Here is a 20,924-nt window from a genome sequence, read left to right on the forward strand (position 1 = left end):
TTTTTTTAAAAAAAAACAACTTTAACTTTTATGAACTTGGAACATGAAAAGGAAAAGGCATTTTAAACATGGCCTATAAACAGGCTTAGATTGCCTGTTTATAGGCTTAATGATAATCGATGATTTTGTAGAATTTACTTTTAAATATTATAATATATTGATTTAAAATACTTTTTAAGTAAGAAGACGATTGATGATATCAGAAACATCGCTTGATAATTTTGGCGCAGCAGCAATCATCTTTAATTCAATTTTAAGTTTTTGTTGCCGAATAGGTTCTAATTGTCGCCAAGAGCGCATCATTGTTAATAATCGTGAAGCGAGCTGTGGATTTTTTTTGTCAATTTCCAAAATGATTTGGCAAAGAAAATGATAAGCAGCTCCATCCATCCTGTTAAAACCCGTGAGGTTGTTAGATGCAAAGACACCGACTAGGGAACGTACACGATTAGGATTATCTTTTGAAAACAGCGGGTGTCGCATAAGCTTTTGAACATTCTCGAGTGTTGATGCGCCAGCAACCATTGCTTGAATAGAAAACCATTTATCCATGACTAAAGGGTCATGTCGATAGCGGTTTTCAAAATCATTTAAGGCATTTTTTGTCTGCTCACTTTTATTAAAATGTTTCACGAGAACAGTGATACTCGCCATACGGTCAGTCATATTATCAGCTATTTCATATTGTTTCGCAGCACGATTTGGATTGGCTTCAGCAATAGAAAGATAATCCAATATTATATTTTTCAAGGCTCGCTTTCCAGTTTGTACAGTGTTTGGTAAATAGGGCTCTTGGGTTTGCATTTGCACATAAAATTTTGTTAAAAGTGTTTGATGTGTTTGTGCAAGTGAAACTAGAAACTGATTGCGAACATAATGAATACGATCTGGATCAATATTTTGACCAATTATATGAGCAAGCTCAATTTCACTAGGTAAATTTAAACAGAAAGCACGAAACTCGGGCTCTAAGTTTTCGTCTGTTATAATATTTTCAATCAGGTCTAGCAAAGCAGGGGAGATTGTTTCTTTTTCTTGTGTTTTATCTTGAATGCTTTGAACCAAAGCTTGCGTCATTAAATGATTAAGAGATTGCCAACGATTGATGTGATTGTCATCATTTTGTACAAGAAAAATAAGTTCTCTTTCATTGAATGGAGTGTTTAGGATGATTGGCGCAGAAAAGTCTCTCAGCAGTGACAAAATGGGTTTTTCACGCAGTCCTTTTAATGTAAATGTTTGATTTTCTTTGGACAAAAGCATGACGTCTGATTGAATTCCTGTATCGGCTTCATAGGTGAGGATTTCTCCGTTAGATCCTAACAAGCCAAATGCGATAGGGATAAGCATGGGCTTTTTTGTATTTTGTTGTGGGGTTGCGGGAATATGTTGCTTTGCATGAATTGTTAAAACACCATCGCTATAATGACTATCGATTTCTACATTGGGGGTTCCAGCTTGTTCATACCACAGCATGAATTGGGAAAAGTCTTGGCCAGACACTTCAGCAAAACAGGCGATAAAATCTTCAATTGTACAAGCTTGTCCATCATGACGTTGAAAATAAAGATTAGTGCCTTTCCGAAACAGAGAAGGTCCTAAAATTGTTCGTATCATGCGAACAATCTCAGCACCTTTTTCGTAAACCGTTGTGGTGTAAAAATTATTAATTTGGCTATATTGACGAGGGCGAACAGGATGAGCAAGAGGTCCTGCATCTTCGGCAAATTGCGTCGCTTTTAATATTTTCACATCTTCAATTCGCTGTAGGCTGCGTACATTTTGATCTGATGAAAATTCCTGATCACGATAAACAGTGAATCCTTCTTTTAAACAGAGTTGAAACCAATCACGACAGGTAACACGATTACCGCTCCAATTATGGAAATATTCATGGGCAATGACACGTTCAACATTTCTATAATCCTGATCGGTTGCTGTTTCAGGATTGACAAGAACGTATTTATCATTAAAAATGTTGAGTCCTTTGTTTTCCATTGCCCCCATGTTAAAGTCTGAAACAGCAACAATATTGAAAACATCAAGATCATATTCGCGTCCGAAACATTGTTCATCCCAACGCATGGAACGTTTGAGAGCATCCATTGCATAGGTTGCACGTTGGGTTTTTCCTTTTTCTACATAAATACCAAGCTCAATACGTCGTCCGGATATAGTTGTAAAATGGTCTTCTAACTTATCAAGATTGCCACCTATTAAAGCAAAGAGATAAGATGGTTTGGGGTAAGGGTCTTCCCAAATGGCAAAATGGCGATTATTCTCCAAAGTTCCTGTTTCCACCAGATTACCGTTTGAAAGCAAAATGGGGACTGTTTGAGAATCTGCTTCAATTTTCACTCTATAGGTAGAAAGGATATCTGGGCGGTCATAAAAATAAGTAATACGACGAAAACCTTCCGATTCACATTGTGTGCAATAAACACCATTTGAAAGATAAAGCCCCATAAGTTGGCGGTTGCTTTCAGGATTCACTTCCGTAACCAATTTCAATGTAAAAGGAACCGTTGGTGGCATTGTGATTTCTAAACGTGAAGGCGTAACTGTATAAGTGTTTGGAGCTAATATCTCACCATTAATTGCAACAGAAATTAAAGTAAGATCATCGCCAGAAAGTACAAGGGGTATTAATTCTTTTGTATCGTGACGGGGCTCGATAGACAATATAGCTGTAACATAGGTTTTTGTTGGTGCCAATTGGAAAGAAAGCTGTGTTTTGGGGATAGCATAAGGGGTTGGCTGGTAGTCTTCCAAACGATAAATAGATTTTGTTGGTTGTTCCATAGTTTTTTCCCATTTGTATTTTAAGAGTTAGAAAAGGCTATTTAATTTTATAATCAAGATAGGACTAAAGAATTACAAAAGGCTATCGAGGTGATTTTTTACTTCTAAGAAGTCCATCCATGTAAGCTTCTTTTGACTAGGGGTTCGGAGAAGATAAGCTGGATGGAAAGTTGGCATAACAGGTATTTTGATATCCTCGCTTTCATAAATATGCCATTTCCCTCGTGTTCGGATAATTCCGTTTTGAGATCCGGTGAGAAGCTGTGCAGCAACACCCCCCAGTGCTATAAGAACACGAGGACGAGCTAAATAAATGTGCCGTTCAATGAAAGGGCGGCACAATGCAACTTCTCTTGGTGTTGGTGTACGATTTCCTGGTGGACGCCAAGGGATAGTGTTAGCAATGTAAACATTATTTCTTGTTAAGCCAATTGATGCGAGAATTTTATTAAGTAACATTCCTGCTTTTCCCACAAAAGGAATTCCTTGTAGATCCTCTTCTCGTCCTGGTGCTTCGCCTATGAGCATCAGGGGGCTTCCTGCTGTTCCATCTGAAAAACAAGTGTTTTTTGCCGTTAATTTTAATGAACAGCCATTAAAGGCAAGGAGAGCAGATTTTAATTCATCAAGTGTCTTTGCATTTTTTGCACTCTCTATAGCGGCGGGTTCGTTTTGTATAACCCTAGAGTTATGCAGTGGATGATTATCTAATTTTATGGCTGGAGATGTCTGTTGATTATGAGAAATATTAATAATAGGTGCTAATTTTTTCTCTGAACAAGCAGATTTCTTAAAACGATCAATAGGTAAATCTGTCAGAACAGCATCTACACCACTTTCTTTATAAAAGTTTAAGAGTTCTTCATAGGAAATTGAGCATGGGGTTTGATTTAACATTTTATTTTTTCTAATGATCTAGCTATTATAGATCAAACAAAATCATCCTTCAAATTTTATAAATATATTCGTTAGTATTAATGTATAAGAACGATGATAGCATTTTCTCTGTTCAAAATAAAGTCAGATTGTAAAATGCAGGTTCTTGCAATTATATACATTTTAAAATGCACAATTTATTTAAATGCACTATTTTAGCTTTTTAAACAGATTAATCTCTTTATATAATAAGAGCATTTTCTACTGAATGTGAGTGATATAAATAATAGTATTTTTGACCATTATATTTTATATTTAATAATTAATGAAAATAATTTTTATAGTATTTTATTTGTAAATTTAAGTATAAATTTTCATCTTTATTAAATAATTTTTATTAAAAAATATTAAACATATAAATGAACTATATAAATATTATTTTTGTATGAGAAAATACTAAGATTTTAAAAGTTGTTTTTACAATGAGTTAAAAGCAAAGTGTGGGTATATGCTTTTGCTTTTTTTACGGCTGAAATAAGAGGTTCATTTAATGCTAAGTGAGCAGCAATAGCACTCGAGAGAATGCAACCTGTTCCACGCATTGTTCCTTTTAAACGTGGAGCAGAAATATTTATGATTTCAGTTTTGTCAATGAGGCTATCAATTGCAAGAGGACCATCTGCATGTCCACCTTTTACTAAGATAGAGCGTGCACCCAATGACAAAAGCTTTTTTGCTTGTTCGATAGCTTGCTTATGATGAAATGCCAATGGAGTTTGGCTTAGAAGAGCGAGTTCGTTTCTATTTGGTGTTAAAAGAGTAACGTGTGGAAGAAGCTGATTGATTATAGTTTCTATGATTTTTTCCGTTGTCAGTTTTCCGCCCGATGAAGCAATCAGTACAGGATCAAGAATAACCGGAATATGGGGATAATCTTCGAGTACATGACAAATTGCTGCTATAATTGCTTGATTTCCTGTCATGCCAATTTTTATTGCGTTGATTGAATGAGCCTCTAGGGCTATGCGCATTTGCTCGGCAACAAGCTTTTCATTCATGGGTACAACTTTAGCAACGTGATGATCATCTTGTACATTTACACAAGTGATGGCTAAATTTATTTTTATGTGAAAATATGCAGTTGTTTCTATATCACGAACAATACCAGCACCTCCTGTTGGATCAGTGCCTGCAACAATGAGAATAGAAGGGGTTAACGCCATGGTTGGGTTACCTTGATCCATTGTTGTACCCGCACTTCGGGTTTTTTATGGAGGATAATGTCGGTTACAACAGCCGCGCTATTGGCTCCTGCTTTCAAAATGTCTATTGCACGTTTTGGGTTTAAACCACCAATGCCAACGAAAGGTAAGGCACCAATCCGATTTCTCCATTGTTTGATTTTTTCTAATCCTTGAGGTTGCCATTTCATTTTTTTTAAGATTGTCGGATAAATAGGACCAAGAGCAATATAGTCAGGGTTAATAGAGAGCGCGATATCCAATTCATGTTCATCATGGGTGCTAAGACCAAATCTTATACCATTTTTACGAATTGCAGGAAGATCAGCATTGCTTAGATCTTCTTGCCCAAGATGAATAAAATTGCATTTTTCATCAATAGCAATGGCCCAGTGATCATTAATAATTAATTGTGCTCCCCATTTATCACATATATTTTTTGCGCGCTTGATATGTTGACTGATCGTTTTAAGATCTTCATCTTTCATCCGTAATTGTATAAGTTTGATACCAAGAGGGACCAAGCGTTCAATCCAATCAGCATTGTCAACGATGAGGTAAAAAGGATCTAATTTCATTAAAATACCGCTTTTCCAATGACGGGGGTTGAAGGGACTGCTACATTGCGCGCTTCAAGAATACCTGCTTTATATCCCATACGTCCTGCCTGAATAGCTTTAGAAAATGCTTCAGCCATTAAAACAGGATCACCAGCTTTGGCAACTGCGGTATTAAGAAGGACTGCATCGTAACCAAGCTCCATAGCGACAGTGGCATGGGATGGACGCCCAATACCGGCATCAATAACAAGAGTAACATCAGGAAGGTAAGCACGGATAGAGCGCAGCCCATCAGTATGATGAGGGCCTTTGGCTGATCCAATAGGTGCACACCAAGGCATAATAACAAAGCAACCAACATCTAAAAGTTTTTCAGCAACAATGAGATCATCGGTTGTATAAGCAAAAACTTTGAAATTTTCACTGTTTAAAATTTTTGCTGCTTCAATTAAAGAAAAAACATTTGGCTGTAAGGTATCTGAATTACCGATAATTTCAAGTTTAATCCAAGAGGTTTTAAAAAGATCACGAGCTAAATGGGCTGTCGTTACAGCTTCTTTAACAGTATAACAACCAGCGGTATTGGGAAGTATCGTTATATTGAGTTCTTGAAGAAATTGCCAAAACTGCCCCCCTTGTTTTCCACCCGCACTTTCTCGACGTAATGAAACGGTTACAATTTCTGTATTCGATTTCTGAATAGCATCACGAAGGATAGCAGGAGAAGGATATTGCGCTGTACCTAACATAAGACGGGATGAGAATTCACGTCCATAAAGATTCAACATAATCTTAACCTCCTTGCATTGGGCTTAAAATTTCTACTTTATCTCCTTCATGCAAAATAAATTTGTCGCGCGCCTTCACAGGAATAACTTCAGCATTAACAGCAGTTGCTAGCCAATCTCCTTCATATCCCAATTCCACAAGCAAAAGACTAAGAAAAGTGGCTTCTGTTTGAATTTTTTGACCATTAACAAATATTTTCATTTTTTATCCCAATGCCAATTTTATCCCAATGCCAACCTCATTGCTCGTTTTGCCATTTCCGGAGACAAAAGAAAACCATGTCTATAAAATCCATTAATAGAGATATGGTTACCATATTTGCATACAGAAGGGAAGTTATCAGGATAAGCTGGACGGACACCAACGCCGGATTCAATAATTTCTGCTTCGGCAAAAGCAGGGTGCAATGTATAAGCCGCGTTGAGCAATTCCATCATGGATCTCACAGAGATTGCACCACCAAAGTCACTTTCAATCATCGTTGCGCCAATCATGAAAATATCATCTTGCCGCGGAACAATATATAAAGGAAATCGTGGATGGAGGAGACGAATTGGGCGGGAAAGTTTAATATCTGTACTCCGCACGAGCAGCATTTCACCTCGCACTCCTCGTATATTTTTATCTTTTCCTAAACGGGCTATTCCTGTTGAATCGATAATTATATCAAAATTTGTTTCGGATGTTTTGATATCAACAAAATATGCACCATTTTTTATCAGAATTTCTTTTAAAGCAATAAGCGCTTTACGAGGATCCAGATGAGCTTCATTTTCATAAAAAAGCGCGCAATCGAAACGTTCAGCAATATCTGGTTCAAGATGAGCTATTTCTTCACGGTTTATGGTTCTATGATGATGTGTGCGAAGTGAAAATCGTTCAAGTTCTCCTCTATCGCGTATAGGAGCCACCACTAAAGTACCTTTTTGGATAACAAGATTTGGAAATGTTTTGCGCCACCATTTTATAGCTTGTACACCAAGGTCTTCAACAATCTGTTTAGTATTTTCTTTTTCACAATGAGGAGCTAACATTCCTCCTGCATACCAACTGGATGATCCTATAGGAGAGTTTAGAGGCGCTGATACAGTAACACGAGCGCCTTTTTGTTGTAACATAAAAGCAACGGTTAAACCAGCAACTCCCGCACCTTTGATAAGAATATTTTTCAACTATTTACTCTCTTTTTTTGAGATGCTTCAACATAAAGGTCACCACTTTTTTGATATTTTTCAGCCATAGCAATCATACCTTCACCTTTTATTTTTTTGAGTGCTGCAGCATCACGAATATTATGGGAAATACGCATCGAACAGAATTTTGGTCCACACATAGAACAAAAATGCACTAATTTATGGGCATCTTTAGGCATTGTTTCATCATGAAAGCTACAAGCTGTTTCTGGATCAAGAGACAAGTTGAATTGATCATGCCATCTAAAGTCAAATCGTGCGCGTGAAAGAGCGTTATCGCGTAACTGTGCTCTGGGTAAACCTTTTGCAAGATCAGCAGCATGAGCGGCAATTTTATAAGTGATGACTCCAGTTTTAACGTCATTTTTATCGGGAAGTCCTAAATGTTCTTTAGGCGTTACATAGCACAACATGGCAGTTCCAAACCATCCAATCATAGCAGCACCAATTGCTGATGTAATATGGTCATAACCGGGAGCAATATCAGTAGTAAGAGGTCCCAAAGTATAAAAAGGTGCTTCATGACAAAGATTGAATTGTTGCTCCATATTTTCTTTAATTTTGTGCATTGGAACATGTCCTGGTCCTTCAATCATAACCTGTACATTTTTTTCCCAAGCAATTTTTGTCAATTCTCCTAAAGTTTGAAGTTCGGCAAATTGTGCTTCATCATTGGCATCGGCAATAGAGCCAGGGCGTAATCCATCTCCTAATGAAAGAGAGATATCGTATGTCCTTGCAATATCACAAATTTCATCAAAATGTTCATAGAGAAAGCTTTCTTTGTGATGATGGAGACACCATTTTGCTATAATGGAACCACCTCGTGAAACAATACCTGTTACACGATCAATAGTCATAGGAATAAATGGTAATCTTAATCCTGCATGAATAGTGAAATAATCAACACCTTGTTCTGCTTGTTCTATAAGAGTATCGCGAAAAATATCCCATGTTAAATTTTCAGCAATTCCTTGTACCTTTTCGAGTGCTTGATAAAGAGGAACAGTTCCAATGGGTACTGGAGAATTTCGAATAATCCACTCACGAATATTGTGAATATTCCGCCCTGTCGAGAGATCCATAACTGTATCAGCTCCCCAACGAATAGCCCAAACCATTTTATTAACTTCTTCTGACATTGATGAAGTTACCGCTGAATTGCCAATATTGGCATTAATTTTAACACGAAAATTACGTCCAATAATCATTGGTTCGCATTCTGGATGGTTGATATTTTGCGGAATAATGGCTCGTCCGTTTGCAATTTCATTCCGAACGAATTCTGCAGTATAAATTTCTGGTATTTCTTCATGTGATATATTTGAGTGCACTTTTTGTTGATCTTTTATTGCTAGCCCTTCATTTTCTCGTATAGCAACATATTCCATTTCGGCGGTAATAATACCTGCGCGTGCATATGCCATTTGTGTAATTTCTTTTCCACTTTTGGCTCGTAAAACAGGTCGTTTTTGTTCAAATTCTGGTATAGGAGAGCTCGTTAATCCGTTATCTTCAGGTTTAACTGAGCGAGCAGGGTAAGATTCAGTATCAGCACGCTGAAAGAGCCAAGATGAGCCAATTGCGGGTAAACCTTTTGTAAGATCAATGATTGCATCTTTGTCGGTATAGGGCCCAGAAGTATCGTAAACATTTAAAGGTTTTTCACCACTACCATCGGTCAATGAAATTTCACGAAATGGAACACGCACATTAGAAAAAAGAGGACTTTGTTGATAAATTTTACGTGAGGCGGGAAAGGGACTACAACTGATTGATGGAATATTTTTCGGCACAAATTTTTTCCTTCTAAACACAGAGTTCAAAAATTAAGGTGTCATGGGGATATATTCAAATGATCAATTATATACTCTTGAATGAAGAAATGCTTATAACATCCTGTAGCAAGCGATCTTCAATAAAGCTTAAGAAAATTTATTTTGAAAAGATTAATGCAATATCTCAATAATATCTGCATTCCCCCATATTAAACACTTTTATTAGTACGGATATGATTGGCTTAAATACCGACATTGTCAATCACAAAGATATATTTTTAACGATTTTGGTGTGTTTTTTGAGAATGAAAGTAGATATTATGAAGCGATAAACTACAATATTAAGAAATTATCTTTGACAGCTGAGGGGATATTAAATCGATAGAGCATTTTTTATTTGGATTGATGAGGTAGATGAGTTAGCAAAATAGTTTGGAGAATACTTACTTTTATATTGCAATGAATTAAAGAGTAATTGCAAGATTATGTTCAGAAGAATTTATTGTTCTTGCAAAAAAAATATACATATAATAAAATATATATGTCGAGAAAGCCGTTTGTAAGTGCGGGAGGAGAACAGGCGGTTACAGAGAGTTGAGTTTTATAAACCGATGATGTGTGTCCATAAAAGGTTTAAGTCTAGGTTATATTTCTTACTATCTGAATTAGATGCAATCTTCAGCTTGAGGGGGCGATATCTTTTGAGTATCTCAGATCATTGAAGAGAGAAGAGTTATCGCATCGAATATATTCCTTATGATATATTGAAGTTGAGAAGAAGTCTATTCAAAAAATATTGGTGCTAATTTTGTAGCACAATTTCAGGAATAAATTGAATAAGATAAAGCAAAGTATTTGCCTATAAATTAAAGATATAATATGTAAAAAATTTGAGGCTAACTGTTGAATTGTTATGAATAAAAATCACAGTCAAAAGATAGATTTAACATATTAAAAAAATAAAATATCTTATTAAAAATTTAAATCAGAAACTTTGCAGATGACAAGTTATCACATTCTATGAAATCCATAGTAAGGAAAAATTTGAACAGCCTTTGTAAATTTTGCAACAAAATACAAAATATTGAAAGTTTAAATATATAGCATCAGCAAAGCAATAAAACGATATATTAGCAATCTCAGATAAGGAAGTTATATTAGCAGTGGTAGCATTAATGCTGATGTTATGAAAAATGTCTAATGAATTGAGGTTATTAAATTGAAAGGAGTAAAGAGAGACAAAATACGTAAAAATAGAGGATGTAGTGGTTGTGATGTAGCAATAAATAGCGGCTGCACATTCTAGTGTGCAGAAAAAAATTATTAAAAAAACGATGAAAATAATGGGGGATTTAAAATGTCTAACATTTATGATTGGTCGCTAAAAGCTGATGAAAATGCTCATTCAGATAGTATCATTAATTGGGCAGAAGGTCAGCCGCCTAGCTCTGTCAATGATAGTGCACGGGCGATGATGCAGCGCGTGCGTGAATATCTTGCAGATAATGGTGGATCTATTAACTCAAGCTTTATGGTAAACGCGGAAGATAAAACAACATTAATTACCTTAAAGACAGTTTCGCCGATTAAGAACTACAACAACGATATTATTATACGTTTTAAAGCTCGTGGCGTAAATATTGGCACGACGACAATAACTGTTAATAATATAGGAGAAAAGCTTATCTATAAAGCTACCGATGCGGGTATTAGACCATTAGAAGGGGGAGAATTGCAAACTGGTGGCATTTATGAAATGGTATATAATAACGGTGTTTTCATAAAAGAACATGAGGGATGGTATTTATTAAATCCTACACCACCGAAGATAGAAAGTTTTCCTGCTGGATTCATTGCAACATTTGCGATGCAAAAGGTGCCAAATGGTTGGCTTTTATGTGATGGTAAGGCCTATAAGTGTGAAGATTATCCGCAGTTATTTAGGGCAATAGGTGATAAATGGGGAAAAGATAGCTATAAAACTTTTAGAGTTCCTGATTTTAGAGGCATGTTTTTACGCGGCTTTGATGATGGTCGTGGTTTAGATGGTAATAGAAAATTTGCCGATGAACAACAAGATAGCATAAAATCACATACGCATATTGGAACCATTGAAAAAGCAGGAGAGCATACACACGATTTTGAGTATAAAGGAGTTGGATGGGAAACTGGTAATATTGGGAGGCATTCGAATTATTATACTTATAATGCTACCTTGAAAGGAACAACAGCTTCTGCTGGAGCACATACACACAAGGTAACTCTTTCTCATACGGGTGAGGCAGAAACGCGACCTGTTAATACAACTGTTATCTATGCTATAAAATCATGAGTATGATTGAGGAATAAAAATCTATACATTCTGGTAATTTTGTTAACGCGGAGCAGATCTACGGTCCGCGTTATTCTTATGCATATAAAAAGACAATATATTGATTTATAAAGATAAATAATCTATTTTCAACTTGAATTAAAACCTCGAGTATCGTAAGATTCTCTTATTGTAACTCTTCCCAAATTAAATTGATGGGATATAAGGGATGTAGCAACACCCAAGAGTTGATAGATAGTGTGATGATGCTCTTAAATTTTATCTTATTTATGGGGGGTATCGTTATACCATTTATGGGCACCGTCGTGAAATGGAGGTGATGAGCTTTAAGACATGTCTCTTTGAAAAGAAAACTAGGATATTTAGGAGAATCAAAGAATAATTTTTTAATGATTTGAAGGAAAAGCTAATGATATAATTTATTATAAGAATAAGAAAATTATAATTTTTTATAATTGTGTGATGAGATAAAGGAGATATATCAAAAATCATTTAAAATGTGTCGTTAAGTGATCTGAAAACATATTTTTTCATAAGGTATTTTGATAGTGGTTGAAGTGATAACATTATTCAATTTGAGGCATGAGAAAGTGCAATATTTGTAACATTTTGTTACGAAAAATAGTACCCCTGTATGAGTTAATTCATTCTCATAGAAAGGTTTCTCGTCTTTTTGTCAATTCCATTTCTTTGCATTGCTATAATATGTATTTTACCTGTAAGTGGTATACCACTTTGAGTGGAAGCAACGTTATGCTTATGAAGTAACAGATCAACGTTATCGTTATACTTTCTCTTCATCCTTATATTACTATACATTGTTTTTACATTAGGAGATCTACAAGAAGAATTATTGAGTTTATTTGAAAAAAATTTTATTCAATTGTTTACTTTTTATGATGTGCCAGTAAACAATTTTTTTATAGAGAGAGAAAAGGAAAAAATATGATAATATTCAATATTCTTTTTGATTCTAGAGATTGATAAATAATCATTATAAATTGATACTTACTTATTTAGAAAAACAATCAAAGCATATGCGTTATAAAAAAATAGCGCCATTAAAGGCATAAATAAATCTTCTATGGATAGGAGAACGGCATTTGATTTTTATCTGGTCCTTAGAAAATATAAATAATACCTCTAATTATTATGAAAAAAGCATTTGTATATATTTTTTGAATCATTTTCATAAAGATAAGAGCGATAAGTGGGAAAACTCATATTTAATGTTATATAAATTTGTATTATAAAAGGTCTGATAGTAAAGAAATCAAGTTTTTTAGCTATGTAAAATCTTGAAGGATTTTCAACAGGTAGTTTTCCCCTCAATACTCCAAAAAGATCTTTGAAGTATGTGGATCTCTTTTTAAAAACACAGAAAAGAAGTTCATGTAAAATAAAACAGATTCTTAAATAATTGTGTGTTTTATTTTGCTATGTACTTTAATTTTAGATTAAAACCAATAGCCTTAAGATTTAGTTTTATAGGAGGAGGCTGTTTGAGGAAGTATAAATGGGATATTTTCTTTAGGTAATTCAGAAACGTTTAAAGAACAATGATAAACATCGCGGAGATTTTGTGTTGTCAAAACGTTAGTCACATTTCCTTCACAATAAATTTTCCCTTCCTTGAGTAAAATTATGTTGTCTGCATAATGTGCCGCAAGATTGAGATCGTGAAGAACAGTAAGAACGCCCCCACCAGAATGGGCAAATTGTTTAGCAATATCCATAACGATAATTTGATGCTGAATATCAAGGCTAGCAATAGGTTCATCTAATATCATCCAGCGAGGAATTCCATTATAAATTGGTTTCCAGATTTGGCAAAGAACACGCGCAAGTTGTACTCTTGCTTGTTCTCCACCTGATAATTGGTGATAATATAAGTTACCATAATTAGAAAGATCAACGCGCTCTAAAGCTTTTTGGATAAGATTTTGCAATTCGGCTCTGGAAGTGGTCAATTGGTTTACAGAAAGGCCAAGACCTACAACTTCATGGACTAAGAATGGAAATACGAGCGCTGTTGATTGTGGTAATACAGCACGCATTTTTGCCATTTTATAAGTTTTTGTTTGTCGTACCTCATAACCATTTAAGGTTATTTTTCCACTGTAAGAAATTTCCCCACTCAATGCTTTGATAAAAGTACTTTTTCCCGATCCATTAGGACCGATAATAATGGTAAAAGCACCGCTTTTAGCTTGAAGATTAATGTGATTAAGAATCTGTTTCTTTCCGCGCTGAACGCAAATATCTGTTGCTTCAATCATGAAAAGTCCGCTCCTCGTTTGCATATAAGAATCCACAGAAAGCAGGGAGCACCAAAAAGCGCTGTTACGATTCCAATTGGCAATTCTGCGGGAGCAACAACTAAACGTGCAAACGTATCAGCAAAAATAAGTAATGAACTTCCCAAAAGAGCAGAGCAAGGAATGAGATAGCGGTGATCAGGACCAATAAGCTGGCGCAAAATATGGGGAACAATAATACCAATAAAACCAATACCACCACTGACAGCAACAGCACTACCACACATAAGGGCAACAAGAGGAATAGCAATATTTTTAACGCGTTGAATATGAAAACCGATATGGCCAGCAACAGCTTCTCCAAGCGCAAAAGCATTCAGTGCTCGTGATAAAAAGGGAGAAAAAAGAAGACCAATAAAGATGAAAGGGAGAACAAGCCATACTTTCAACCATGTAGCGCCTGCAAGAGAGCCAAGACTCCAAAAGGTGATATCACGTAATTGCTGGTCATTTGCAATAAAAATCAACGTTCCGATAACAGCACCGCTTAATGCACCAAGAGCAATACCGGCAAGTAACATAGTTGCAATAGAGGTAAAGCTATGATGCGTTGCTATTATATAGAGAATAATGGTTGATAAAAGCCCACCAAAAAAAGCACCTATGATAACTTTGTAAGGTTCTAGAAAAGGTGCAAATGAAACAGGAAAGGCAAAACCTACAACAATGGCTAAAACAGCACCAAGACCGGCCCCTGCTGATACACCTACAATTCCAGGATCAGCAAGAGGATTACGGAAAAGTCCTTGCATCAGAGCACCAGAGACAGCCAAAGCGGCCCCTATCAATAATCCTAGGATAACGCGAGGAAGCCTTATATCAACAAATATGAGATAATTATGTGTTTTACTACTTACTGAAAATTCTTGCGTACACATGATATAAAGAAACTCAAGGAAAGAAATATTTGAAGCACCATTAAAAAGTCCACTCAAAATACTAAAGATGAGGAATATTATCAGACCTAATAAGAATATTTTTCTCAAATTTTCGCGATTTATTTTTTTGTTTTTTTTTGTTTTAGATGCATAAACCATGAATGGATTCTCTATCAATTCTATCCGTTTTTATCATTTTGGTTTGCACCATAAAGCATCTGAATAAGTTCTCTTGATGCATCTGCTGTGCGTGGACCAAATCCTAAAAGATACATAGCATCCATTTGTTTAATAGCATGATTTTTGGCTGCAGTTGTTGCTTGAATTGCTGGTATAGCTAAAATCTTTTCAAGATTAATGGATTTTCCACTATGTTTTATAAGCAAAATAACATCAGGATTCGCTTTCAATAACGCTTCGTTATTGAGAAGTTTATACCCTTTATAGCCAGTAATAGCATTAATACCACCTGAAAGTCTTATGATACCATCAGCCGCTGTATCTGTTCCAGATGCCATAACGCGTCCATTTTGCACAGAGAAAATAAAAAGAACACGCTTTGGTTTTGTTACTTTTGCTAAAAGAGCATCATTGTCTACAAAAGCACGGCTTACTTTTTGAATTAATGCAGCTGCTTGTGCTTCACGGTTGATGGCTTTTCCAACAAGACGAATTTTCTCTATTACACTTTCTCGAGAATAACTTTCTGGTATGATCACGATAGGGATTGATGTTTTTTTGAGAATTTCAATTGTTGAAGGAGGACCGCTTCCTTCAACAAGTAAGATGCCTTCTGGAGCAAGGGACAGAACACCTTCAGGTGAAAGAGCACGCATATAGCCAAGCACGGGAAGTTTGAGGGCTTCTTTTGGATAAACGCTTGTACTATCGCGGGCAATAAGCTGATCTTGTGCTCCTAATGCATAAACAATTTCTGTAAGAGAGCCACCAATAGAGACAATTCGTGCATTTTCAGAGAAATGTGTAGTAGGTTCAGCGATGATTCGCTGCGAAAAGAAGCTAAGAGAAAGCAGCATAAAAAGGAGAAAAAAACTTAGTTTCCTGCGCAAAAGAAATGTAAGCATATTTTATCTCTCTAAGCGAGGCTTAATTCTTGATATGGAGGCAGAGATTTCAATAAAGAACGCCAATCTTCACGTTCTTTTTGACCTTCTTTTCGCATACCAAAAAATTGAACAATCATTTCATCATTTTTATCGAAAACTTCAAGTGAGCTGACATAACCACCACTGGTAGGTTTACGGACACACCATACGCTATCAACACCAGAAATAAGCAAATGCAGATCAAATTTATCATCAAGAACATTAAGCCACGGGCCCATTTTCTTAATATTTTTTACTTGCCCCGTAAAGATTTGGATACATCCTCTGTTTCCAACAAAGCACATAATAGGTATCTTTTGCTGTGCAGCTTGGTTAAGCATCACTTCAATAGCTTCTATCTTTAATTTACTAGCAAATTCATGACCAATATATTTCACCGCATCATGTCGATTGATTTTAAACTTAGAAATAATATCATGAAGTTGGTGTACATCAGTCATTTTTCGCCAACAATCACGGAATTGTTCAATATCCAAATTTGTACTATTCCACTGGGATGGAACAGAAGTGGGAAGAATATCTAAGGCAGAAGATTGATCTTCAAGAAGGAGCTTCTCAACAAGCTTACTCCATTCTTCCATATTCGTAGTGTCCTTAGAATAAATTTTTAAAATAGCACTCCCATATTGATCAAAAAATTGCAGACTTTTTGCAGGCTTACCAAGAATAACTACATCATATTCAAATCCAAATTTCCATTGCTTTGCAAAAATACGCAGATCTATTTCACCAAGTGTGATAGGGACGTGTTTATTGTGAACAGTTTTTTCAAAACATCCTGTAATTTCGTGAACAGCATATTCATTACGTGTTAAAGCCATAACTGTTCCAAAATGGGGTACACTTTCCAAAAAAATGGCAATATCAATTTGTAGTCTTTTTGCTTTCCCAATTGTACAATAAGCCGCAATAAGCTCCGCTTCAGATATACCAATAGCAACCGCAAAATCACGGTTTCGCATTTCTTTTTTTTCTTCACGCAAACGAATAATCATTTCAGCTGTATGCGCCATGGACTCTACCTTATGTTACTTAGTTTAAGAACTAACTTTCAAACTCTACAACGCTAAAGCAATAGATTGAACTCTTTAAGAGTTCAATCTATCACAACAACATATACCTTTATCACTAACAGCAGAATAATCAAAAAATGATAAAACAGAAAAAATCAAAACTTTTCTATTTAGTCTTTGTAATTTTAAAGATGCTAAAAATAGAAACACAAATAATTTATCCTTTTATCGATATGATTTTCTATTGACTTAAGAGTTAATAGAAGTGATTAAAATTTTTGTACGAATGATAGCTTAAAGTTACGACCAGGTTGGCTATAATAATCTTTCGGTGTATTACTTTTTGAAGGAAGTTCTGATGCATTCCAATATTTTGTATTGAAAAGATTATAAACTCCAGCTCTTAAAGTAGGTCCTGTTTCACCGAATGGTTTCCACCATCCTGTCATATCAACAACATGGTATCCTGGGATTTTTGAGTACTCAGATTCTTTAGCTACTTTATCACGTTTGGCTGCCAAAGTAAGGATAATATCGCTTCCCCAAACCTCTTTTGCATATCCTAATCCGATAACTGTTTTCAAAGGAGGAATTGAGTTAAGATATTCTTTTTTATCAAGATCTTTTCCTTGTGAATAAGCAAGAGCAATATTGCTATGAAAACCATTTTTAAGAACTAAATGCGCTTTTGTTTCAACACCAAAAATTTGTACGCGAAAACGATTCATGTAATGCCGACGTGCAAATCTAAATTCTTCTGATGGCCCTCTATCCTCAGTATCTATGAAATTCTTATATTGGTTAATAAAGGCATTGAAAGAACCACCAAAATTTTCATTTCCATACTTTAGACCAACATCATACCCATTGCTTGTTTCCGGTTGAAGATCAGGGTTTCCTTTCACGTAATAAGCAGAAGGTTTGATATAAGAGACGTAAAGTTCTGAAATACGTGGTGCACGAAAAGCTTGTGCCCACTGAGCATAGAGCGTTACTTGATTATGAATATCCCACTCCATGCGTAATTTAGGAGAAAAGCGCGCTCCATTTCTTTCTGGAGGGAATTTATCAGAAATTAGCGCTTTCTCATAAGAAGATGTTTTCTGAGGAATATATTTATACCAATCATACCGAATCCCCGACGTTACACGAAAACGATTATCAACCAGACCAATTTCATCTTCAAAAACAAAACCTAAGTTGTAACCATTTGTATCTGGTGAATCTGATCGATTAGCAGGAACAAAAAGACATCCTCGAGCGTATTCTTTTACATGACAATTGTCTTTCCCTAATAAATAGTGATGAAACTTAGATGACGAAACATTCGTTGCAAACTTTAACGTATGGCTTATAGTGTCAAAATTCACTTTTTTAAGTGCATCAGCATTGAAACCATAGTTGATATTACGCAAAAAATTATCTCTCAAATAATCCCCTTTGGGAGCTGAAACACGAACCCCAGTCATGATGTAACGATTTGATTGCCTTTGCCAATAAAGTTTCCCATTAAATGCATCAAGTACCGCATCGTCATTACCATTATAACTATAAGAAAGAGAAAAGCGCTCACGAAGTTTATTATCCCGCTCATAAACAGAACCTGGAGCATATCTTTTAGATGAATTTAATGAATGTGTGTTGCTATCATGACCAAAACGTTCTGCGGTAAAGCCAAGCCGATGATTATCGCTCAAATATTGATGAATTTTAAAAAGCAAGTTATTTTTGTCAAAATGAGAAGGATTCTTACGCGTGCGCTCTTCATATCCTTCCACTGTTCCCATATTTTTGCGTTCATGACCTTCTACATAAGATCCTTGGAAAAGCAAGAATGTTCGGTAATTGCGTACAGCAAAAGCTTGATCGATTCGCCAGCTGTTATCAACAGAATGATAACCACTTTTTATAAGGCTTCCCCAATTCTTTCCTTCTACGATAAGGTCTTCAGGATTAAGGGTACGCAATGCAATTATGCCTCCTAAGGCACCAGAACCATAAAGACTAGAATCTGATCCTTGAATAGTATCAAACGTAGAAAGTGCATTGAAATCAAAAGTTGTATTTCCACCTCCACCACGCAATATATCATCAAACCACGGAAGAGAAATACCATCCATTGTTGTAAGAACACGGTTCGCATCTAAACCACGAACAACGAAACTGTTATTTTCTGAATTATAGGATACGAAAGGATTAAGACGACTAACGTCATAAACATCGGTTACTTGTTTTTCATCAATATTTTTATCGGTTGTACGATCAGTCAGAATGGTTATCGAATTTGAAGAATCTTCTACTTTTTTTCCTTTAATAAAAATTGGGTTGAGCTCAGTTACACCATTCTTACCGCTGTTTTGTGCAAAAACAAATGAAGGTATACAGACCGACAATGCACCTAAAATCATACAGCTTTTATGGATATTTTTTCGTATTATTCGCATAACATATTATAACCTTTTTTTGAATATCCCCTCTCTAAGCTTGAAGTTTTAATATTAAGAAACGCTTGACTTAACCCTATCATAAACTCGTCGCCCAGAATGATTTGATAAGATAAAATCGCACAAGAACCATATTAAACATGATAAAATCAGTCAAGAAAAAAGTTGCAATTTCAAAATAGCCTGTTTTAATGAGACGAAATACCGAATGACAAAATACTGAATATTGCATTATAGAATAGCAACGGAAGAAACGATGAGCTTTGCAAATACGAGGCAGTTATCAACTCTTTGGGTTTGTGCATTTGTTGGTGCTCTCTTTTTGCATATAGCATTAGGAGCACAGTTTTATTTTCGAAATATTGGTGTAAGTAAAGGTATACTCTCATCAACGGTTATGCTAACTTTTGCTCAAGAGGCTCTATATCTGGATGTTGGTATAGATTCGTCGAGTCCAGATCGTGATACAGATTTATCAAATGTTAGCACGGAACCAGAACTATTGCCGCCAGATCTTGCAAAGCAAGAAGCTGAGATATTAGAAACAGTGGATGAAGTTCAACCGGAAGGGCTACAGCGTATTTATGATGTAGAAAAAGATGATTTTACAGTAAAATCTTTGGAAGAATCTCTTCTTCAAAAAGTAGAAGATAAAATTTTTGAAAAAAAACCGATACCGGTACCAAAAGCAGTCGTAAAACAGCTATCTGTAAAGGCCGTGCATTCATCTGTCGCCAAACAGGGGGGCAGCACAGCGGCACTTGAAGATATGTTGTTAATGGAGTGGTTAGCAAAGGTGCAGTCACAATTAGAAAGGCAAAAAAATTATGTTGTGAGACAGCGTACCAGTTGGGCCAAAGGAACGGTGAAGTTAGAATTTAGGGTGCATAAGCAGGGGAATATTTTTTCTAGCCGTGTTGTCGCTTCTGCTGGAGATCCAGAACTTGATCGATTAGCAATGGCGGCACTTCAACGTATTGGTTCTTTTCCACCCCCTCCACCATCAAAAGTGAATAAAGCGATTAGAGTATCCTTGATATTTAGCTGATTTTTATGGGGCGCTTTATGTTAAGTGATATATTGATTTTTTTATTACTTATAGTTTGAATAAAAGTTCAAATATAGTTCTTTGGAAATTTTTTTGACATTGAAGCAATCAAAAACATCTGCTTACTTATGATATTAAGTGGGCAAGTGGGGAGTATGGTAAAAAAAATTAAGAAAAGCAGTAAATATCTTCCTTATGAATACTCTAGATGAAAGGGGTGTTGCAACACTGGGAGTTATGGAATAATAGGAGTATAGTGTTTATTAAGTGAAGGTTAACCGTATCTAATAGATTTTATACCATTCATGAGAAGATTTTCGTAAGTACTTTTTTAAGGCTTTTAAATCCAATGAGTCTATCTTTTTGCTTTAGAGATGATCCAAACAGGCATAAGTAATGACCCACCCCTATGGGTTATAGAAATATTGTAAGCAGAAAAAATACCTTCAAAACATGCTATTGTACAAGATTTGAATGTTAATGAATCAGCAACAATAAAAGAATGTGCTATTCATTTCACTTTTC

15 protein-coding genes are annotated in these 20,924 nt (G+C 35.6%); 2 read left to right on the forward strand and 13 right to left on the reverse strand.

The features are described 5' to 3' along the window. Window positions 1-174 precede the first annotated feature (174 nt). The 8 genes from pepN to thiC all read right to left on the reverse strand — a co-directional run bounded on the left by pepN (window position 175) and on the right by thiC (window position 9,257). Entirely contained in the window at window positions 175-2,802 is a 2,628-nt protein-coding gene (pepN, locus tag MCY_RS03640; protein WP_007347020.1) for an aminopeptidase N, read from the reverse strand. A 72-nt stretch (window positions 2,803-2,874) separates the two neighbouring features. After that, window positions 2,875-3,699, reverse strand: coding sequence for a uracil-DNA glycosylase (locus MCY_RS03645; RefSeq protein ID WP_007347021.1), 825 nt, complete (start codon window positions 3,697-3,699; stop codon window positions 2,875-2,877). Between the two features lie 443 nt (window positions 3,700-4,142). Beyond that, entirely contained in the window at window positions 4,143-4,901 is a 759-nt protein-coding gene (locus tag MCY_RS03650) for a hydroxymethylpyrimidine/phosphomethylpyrimidine kinase (protein ID WP_007347022.1), read from the reverse strand. Next, window positions 4,892-5,497: a thiamine phosphate synthase gene (locus MCY_RS03655; RefSeq protein ID WP_007347023.1), complete on the reverse strand. Its 606-nt coding sequence runs from the start codon at window positions 5,495-5,497 to the stop codon at window positions 4,892-4,894. Before MCY_RS03655 ends, MCY_RS03650 begins: the two co-directional genes overlap by 10 nt. Continuing rightward, the gene (locus MCY_RS03660) at window positions 5,497-6,267 is read right to left on the reverse strand and encodes a thiazole synthase (RefSeq protein WP_007347024.1); all 771 of its coding nucleotides are present in this window, start codon (window positions 6,265-6,267) and stop codon (window positions 5,497-5,499) included. Before MCY_RS03660 ends, MCY_RS03655 begins: the two co-directional genes overlap by 1 nt. 4 nt (window positions 6,268-6,271) lie before the next feature. Continuing rightward, window positions 6,272-6,469, reverse strand: coding sequence for a sulfur carrier protein ThiS (gene thiS / locus MCY_RS03665; RefSeq protein ID WP_007347025.1), 198 nt, complete (start codon window positions 6,467-6,469; stop codon window positions 6,272-6,274). Between the two features lie 20 nt (window positions 6,470-6,489). Further along, window positions 6,490-7,440 (reverse strand): FAD-dependent oxidoreductase, encoded by a 951-nt coding sequence (locus tag MCY_RS03670; protein ID WP_007347026.1) that lies wholly within the window; start codon window positions 7,438-7,440, stop codon window positions 6,490-6,492. Continuing rightward, window positions 7,437-9,257 carry a phosphomethylpyrimidine synthase ThiC gene (thiC, locus tag MCY_RS03675; protein WP_007347027.1) on the reverse strand — a complete coding sequence of 607 codons (1,821 nt, stop codon included), beginning with the start codon at window positions 9,255-9,257 and terminating at the stop codon, window positions 7,437-7,439. Before thiC ends, MCY_RS03670 begins: the two co-directional genes overlap by 4 nt. A 1,339-nt stretch (window positions 9,258-10,596) precedes the next feature. Between thiC and MCY_RS03680 the strand changes: the two genes are divergently transcribed. Further along, entirely contained in the window at window positions 10,597-11,571 is a 975-nt protein-coding gene (locus tag MCY_RS03680; protein WP_007347028.1) for a phage tail protein, read from the forward strand. A 1,472-nt stretch (window positions 11,572-13,043) separates the two neighbouring features. Here the strand turns inward: MCY_RS03680 and MCY_RS03685 are convergent. The 5 genes from MCY_RS03685 to MCY_RS03705 all read right to left on the reverse strand — a co-directional run bounded on the left by MCY_RS03685 (window position 13,044) and on the right by MCY_RS03705 (window position 19,351). Then, a complete protein-coding gene (locus MCY_RS03685; RefSeq protein ID WP_007347029.1) occupies window positions 13,044-13,850 on the reverse strand; it encodes a heme ABC transporter ATP-binding protein in 807 nt (268 codons plus the stop codon). Next, window positions 13,847-14,926, reverse strand: a complete 1,080-nt coding sequence (locus MCY_RS03690; protein WP_007347030.1) for a FecCD family ABC transporter permease — start codon at window positions 14,924-14,926, stop codon at window positions 13,847-13,849. The genes MCY_RS03685 and MCY_RS03690 overlap by 4 nt, the downstream gene beginning before the upstream one ends. Before the next feature lie 20 nt (window positions 14,927-14,946). Further along, window positions 14,947-15,852, reverse strand: a complete 906-nt coding sequence (locus MCY_RS03695; protein WP_007347031.1) for a heme/hemin ABC transporter substrate-binding protein — start codon at window positions 15,850-15,852, stop codon at window positions 14,947-14,949. Between the two features lie 11 nt (window positions 15,853-15,863). Continuing rightward, window positions 15,864-16,907: a hemin-degrading factor gene (locus MCY_RS03700; protein WP_007347032.1), complete on the reverse strand. Its 1,044-nt coding sequence runs from the start codon at window positions 16,905-16,907 to the stop codon at window positions 15,864-15,866. Window positions 16,908-17,176: 269 nt separating this feature from the next. Further along, entirely contained in the window at window positions 17,177-19,351 is a 2,175-nt protein-coding gene (locus MCY_RS03705) for a TonB-dependent hemoglobin/transferrin/lactoferrin family receptor (RefSeq protein ID WP_007347033.1), read from the reverse strand. Between the two features lie 256 nt (window positions 19,352-19,607). Here MCY_RS03705 and MCY_RS03710 point away from each other — a divergent pair, with 256 nt between their 5' ends. Continuing rightward, window positions 19,608-20,399: an energy transducer TonB family protein gene (locus tag MCY_RS03710; RefSeq protein WP_007347034.1), complete on the forward strand. Its 792-nt coding sequence runs from the start codon at window positions 19,608-19,610 to the stop codon at window positions 20,397-20,399. Window positions 20,400-20,924: the final 525 nt, after the last annotated feature.

This window comes from Bartonella rattimassiliensis 15908, assembly GCF_000278215.1.
GTDB lineage: Bacteria > Pseudomonadota > Alphaproteobacteria > Rhizobiales > Rhizobiaceae > Bartonella > Bartonella rattimassiliensis.

Bases quoted from the DNA above. Each gene is read 5' to 3' on its own strand.
- pepN (WP_007347020.1), bottom strand. From the start codon at position 2,802: ATGGAACAACCAACAAAATCTATTTATCGTTTGGAAGACTACCAGCCA.
- MCY_RS03645 (WP_007347021.1), bottom strand. From the start codon at position 3,699: ATGTTAAATCAAACCCCATGCTCAATTTCCTATGAAGAACTCTTAAAC.
- MCY_RS03650 (WP_007347022.1), bottom strand. From the start codon at position 4,901: ATGGCGTTAACCCCTTCTATTCTCATTGTTGCAGGCACTGATCCAACA.
- MCY_RS03655 (WP_007347023.1), bottom strand. From the start codon at position 5,497: ATGAAATTAGATCCTTTTTACCTCATCGTTGACAATGCTGATTGGATT.
- MCY_RS03660 (WP_007347024.1), bottom strand. From the start codon at position 6,267: ATGTTGAATCTTTATGGACGTGAATTCTCATCCCGTCTTATGTTAGGT.
- thiS (WP_007347025.1), bottom strand. From the start codon at position 6,469: ATGAAAATATTTGTTAATGGTCAAAAAATTCAAACAGAAGCCACTTTT.
- MCY_RS03680 (WP_007347028.1), top strand. From the start codon at position 10,597: ATGTCTAACATTTATGATTGGTCGCTAAAAGCTGATGAAAATGCTCAT.
- MCY_RS03685 (WP_007347029.1), bottom strand. From the start codon at position 13,850: ATGATTGAAGCAACAGATATTTGCGTTCAGCGCGGAAAGAAACAGATT.
- MCY_RS03690 (WP_007347030.1), bottom strand. From the start codon at position 14,926: ATGGTTTATGCATCTAAAACAAAAAAAAACAAAAAAATAAATCGCGAA.
- MCY_RS03695 (WP_007347031.1), bottom strand. From the start codon at position 15,852: ATGCTTACATTTCTTTTGCGCAGGAAACTAAGTTTTTTTCTCCTTTTT.
- MCY_RS03700 (WP_007347032.1), bottom strand. From the start codon at position 16,907: ATGGCGCATACAGCTGAAATGATTATTCGTTTGCGTGAAGAAAAAAAA.
- MCY_RS03705 (WP_007347033.1), bottom strand. From the start codon at position 19,351: ATGCGAATAATACGAAAAAATATCCATAAAAGCTGTATGATTTTAGGT.
- MCY_RS03710 (WP_007347034.1), top strand. From the start codon at position 19,608: ATGAGCTTTGCAAATACGAGGCAGTTATCAACTCTTTGGGTTTGTGCA.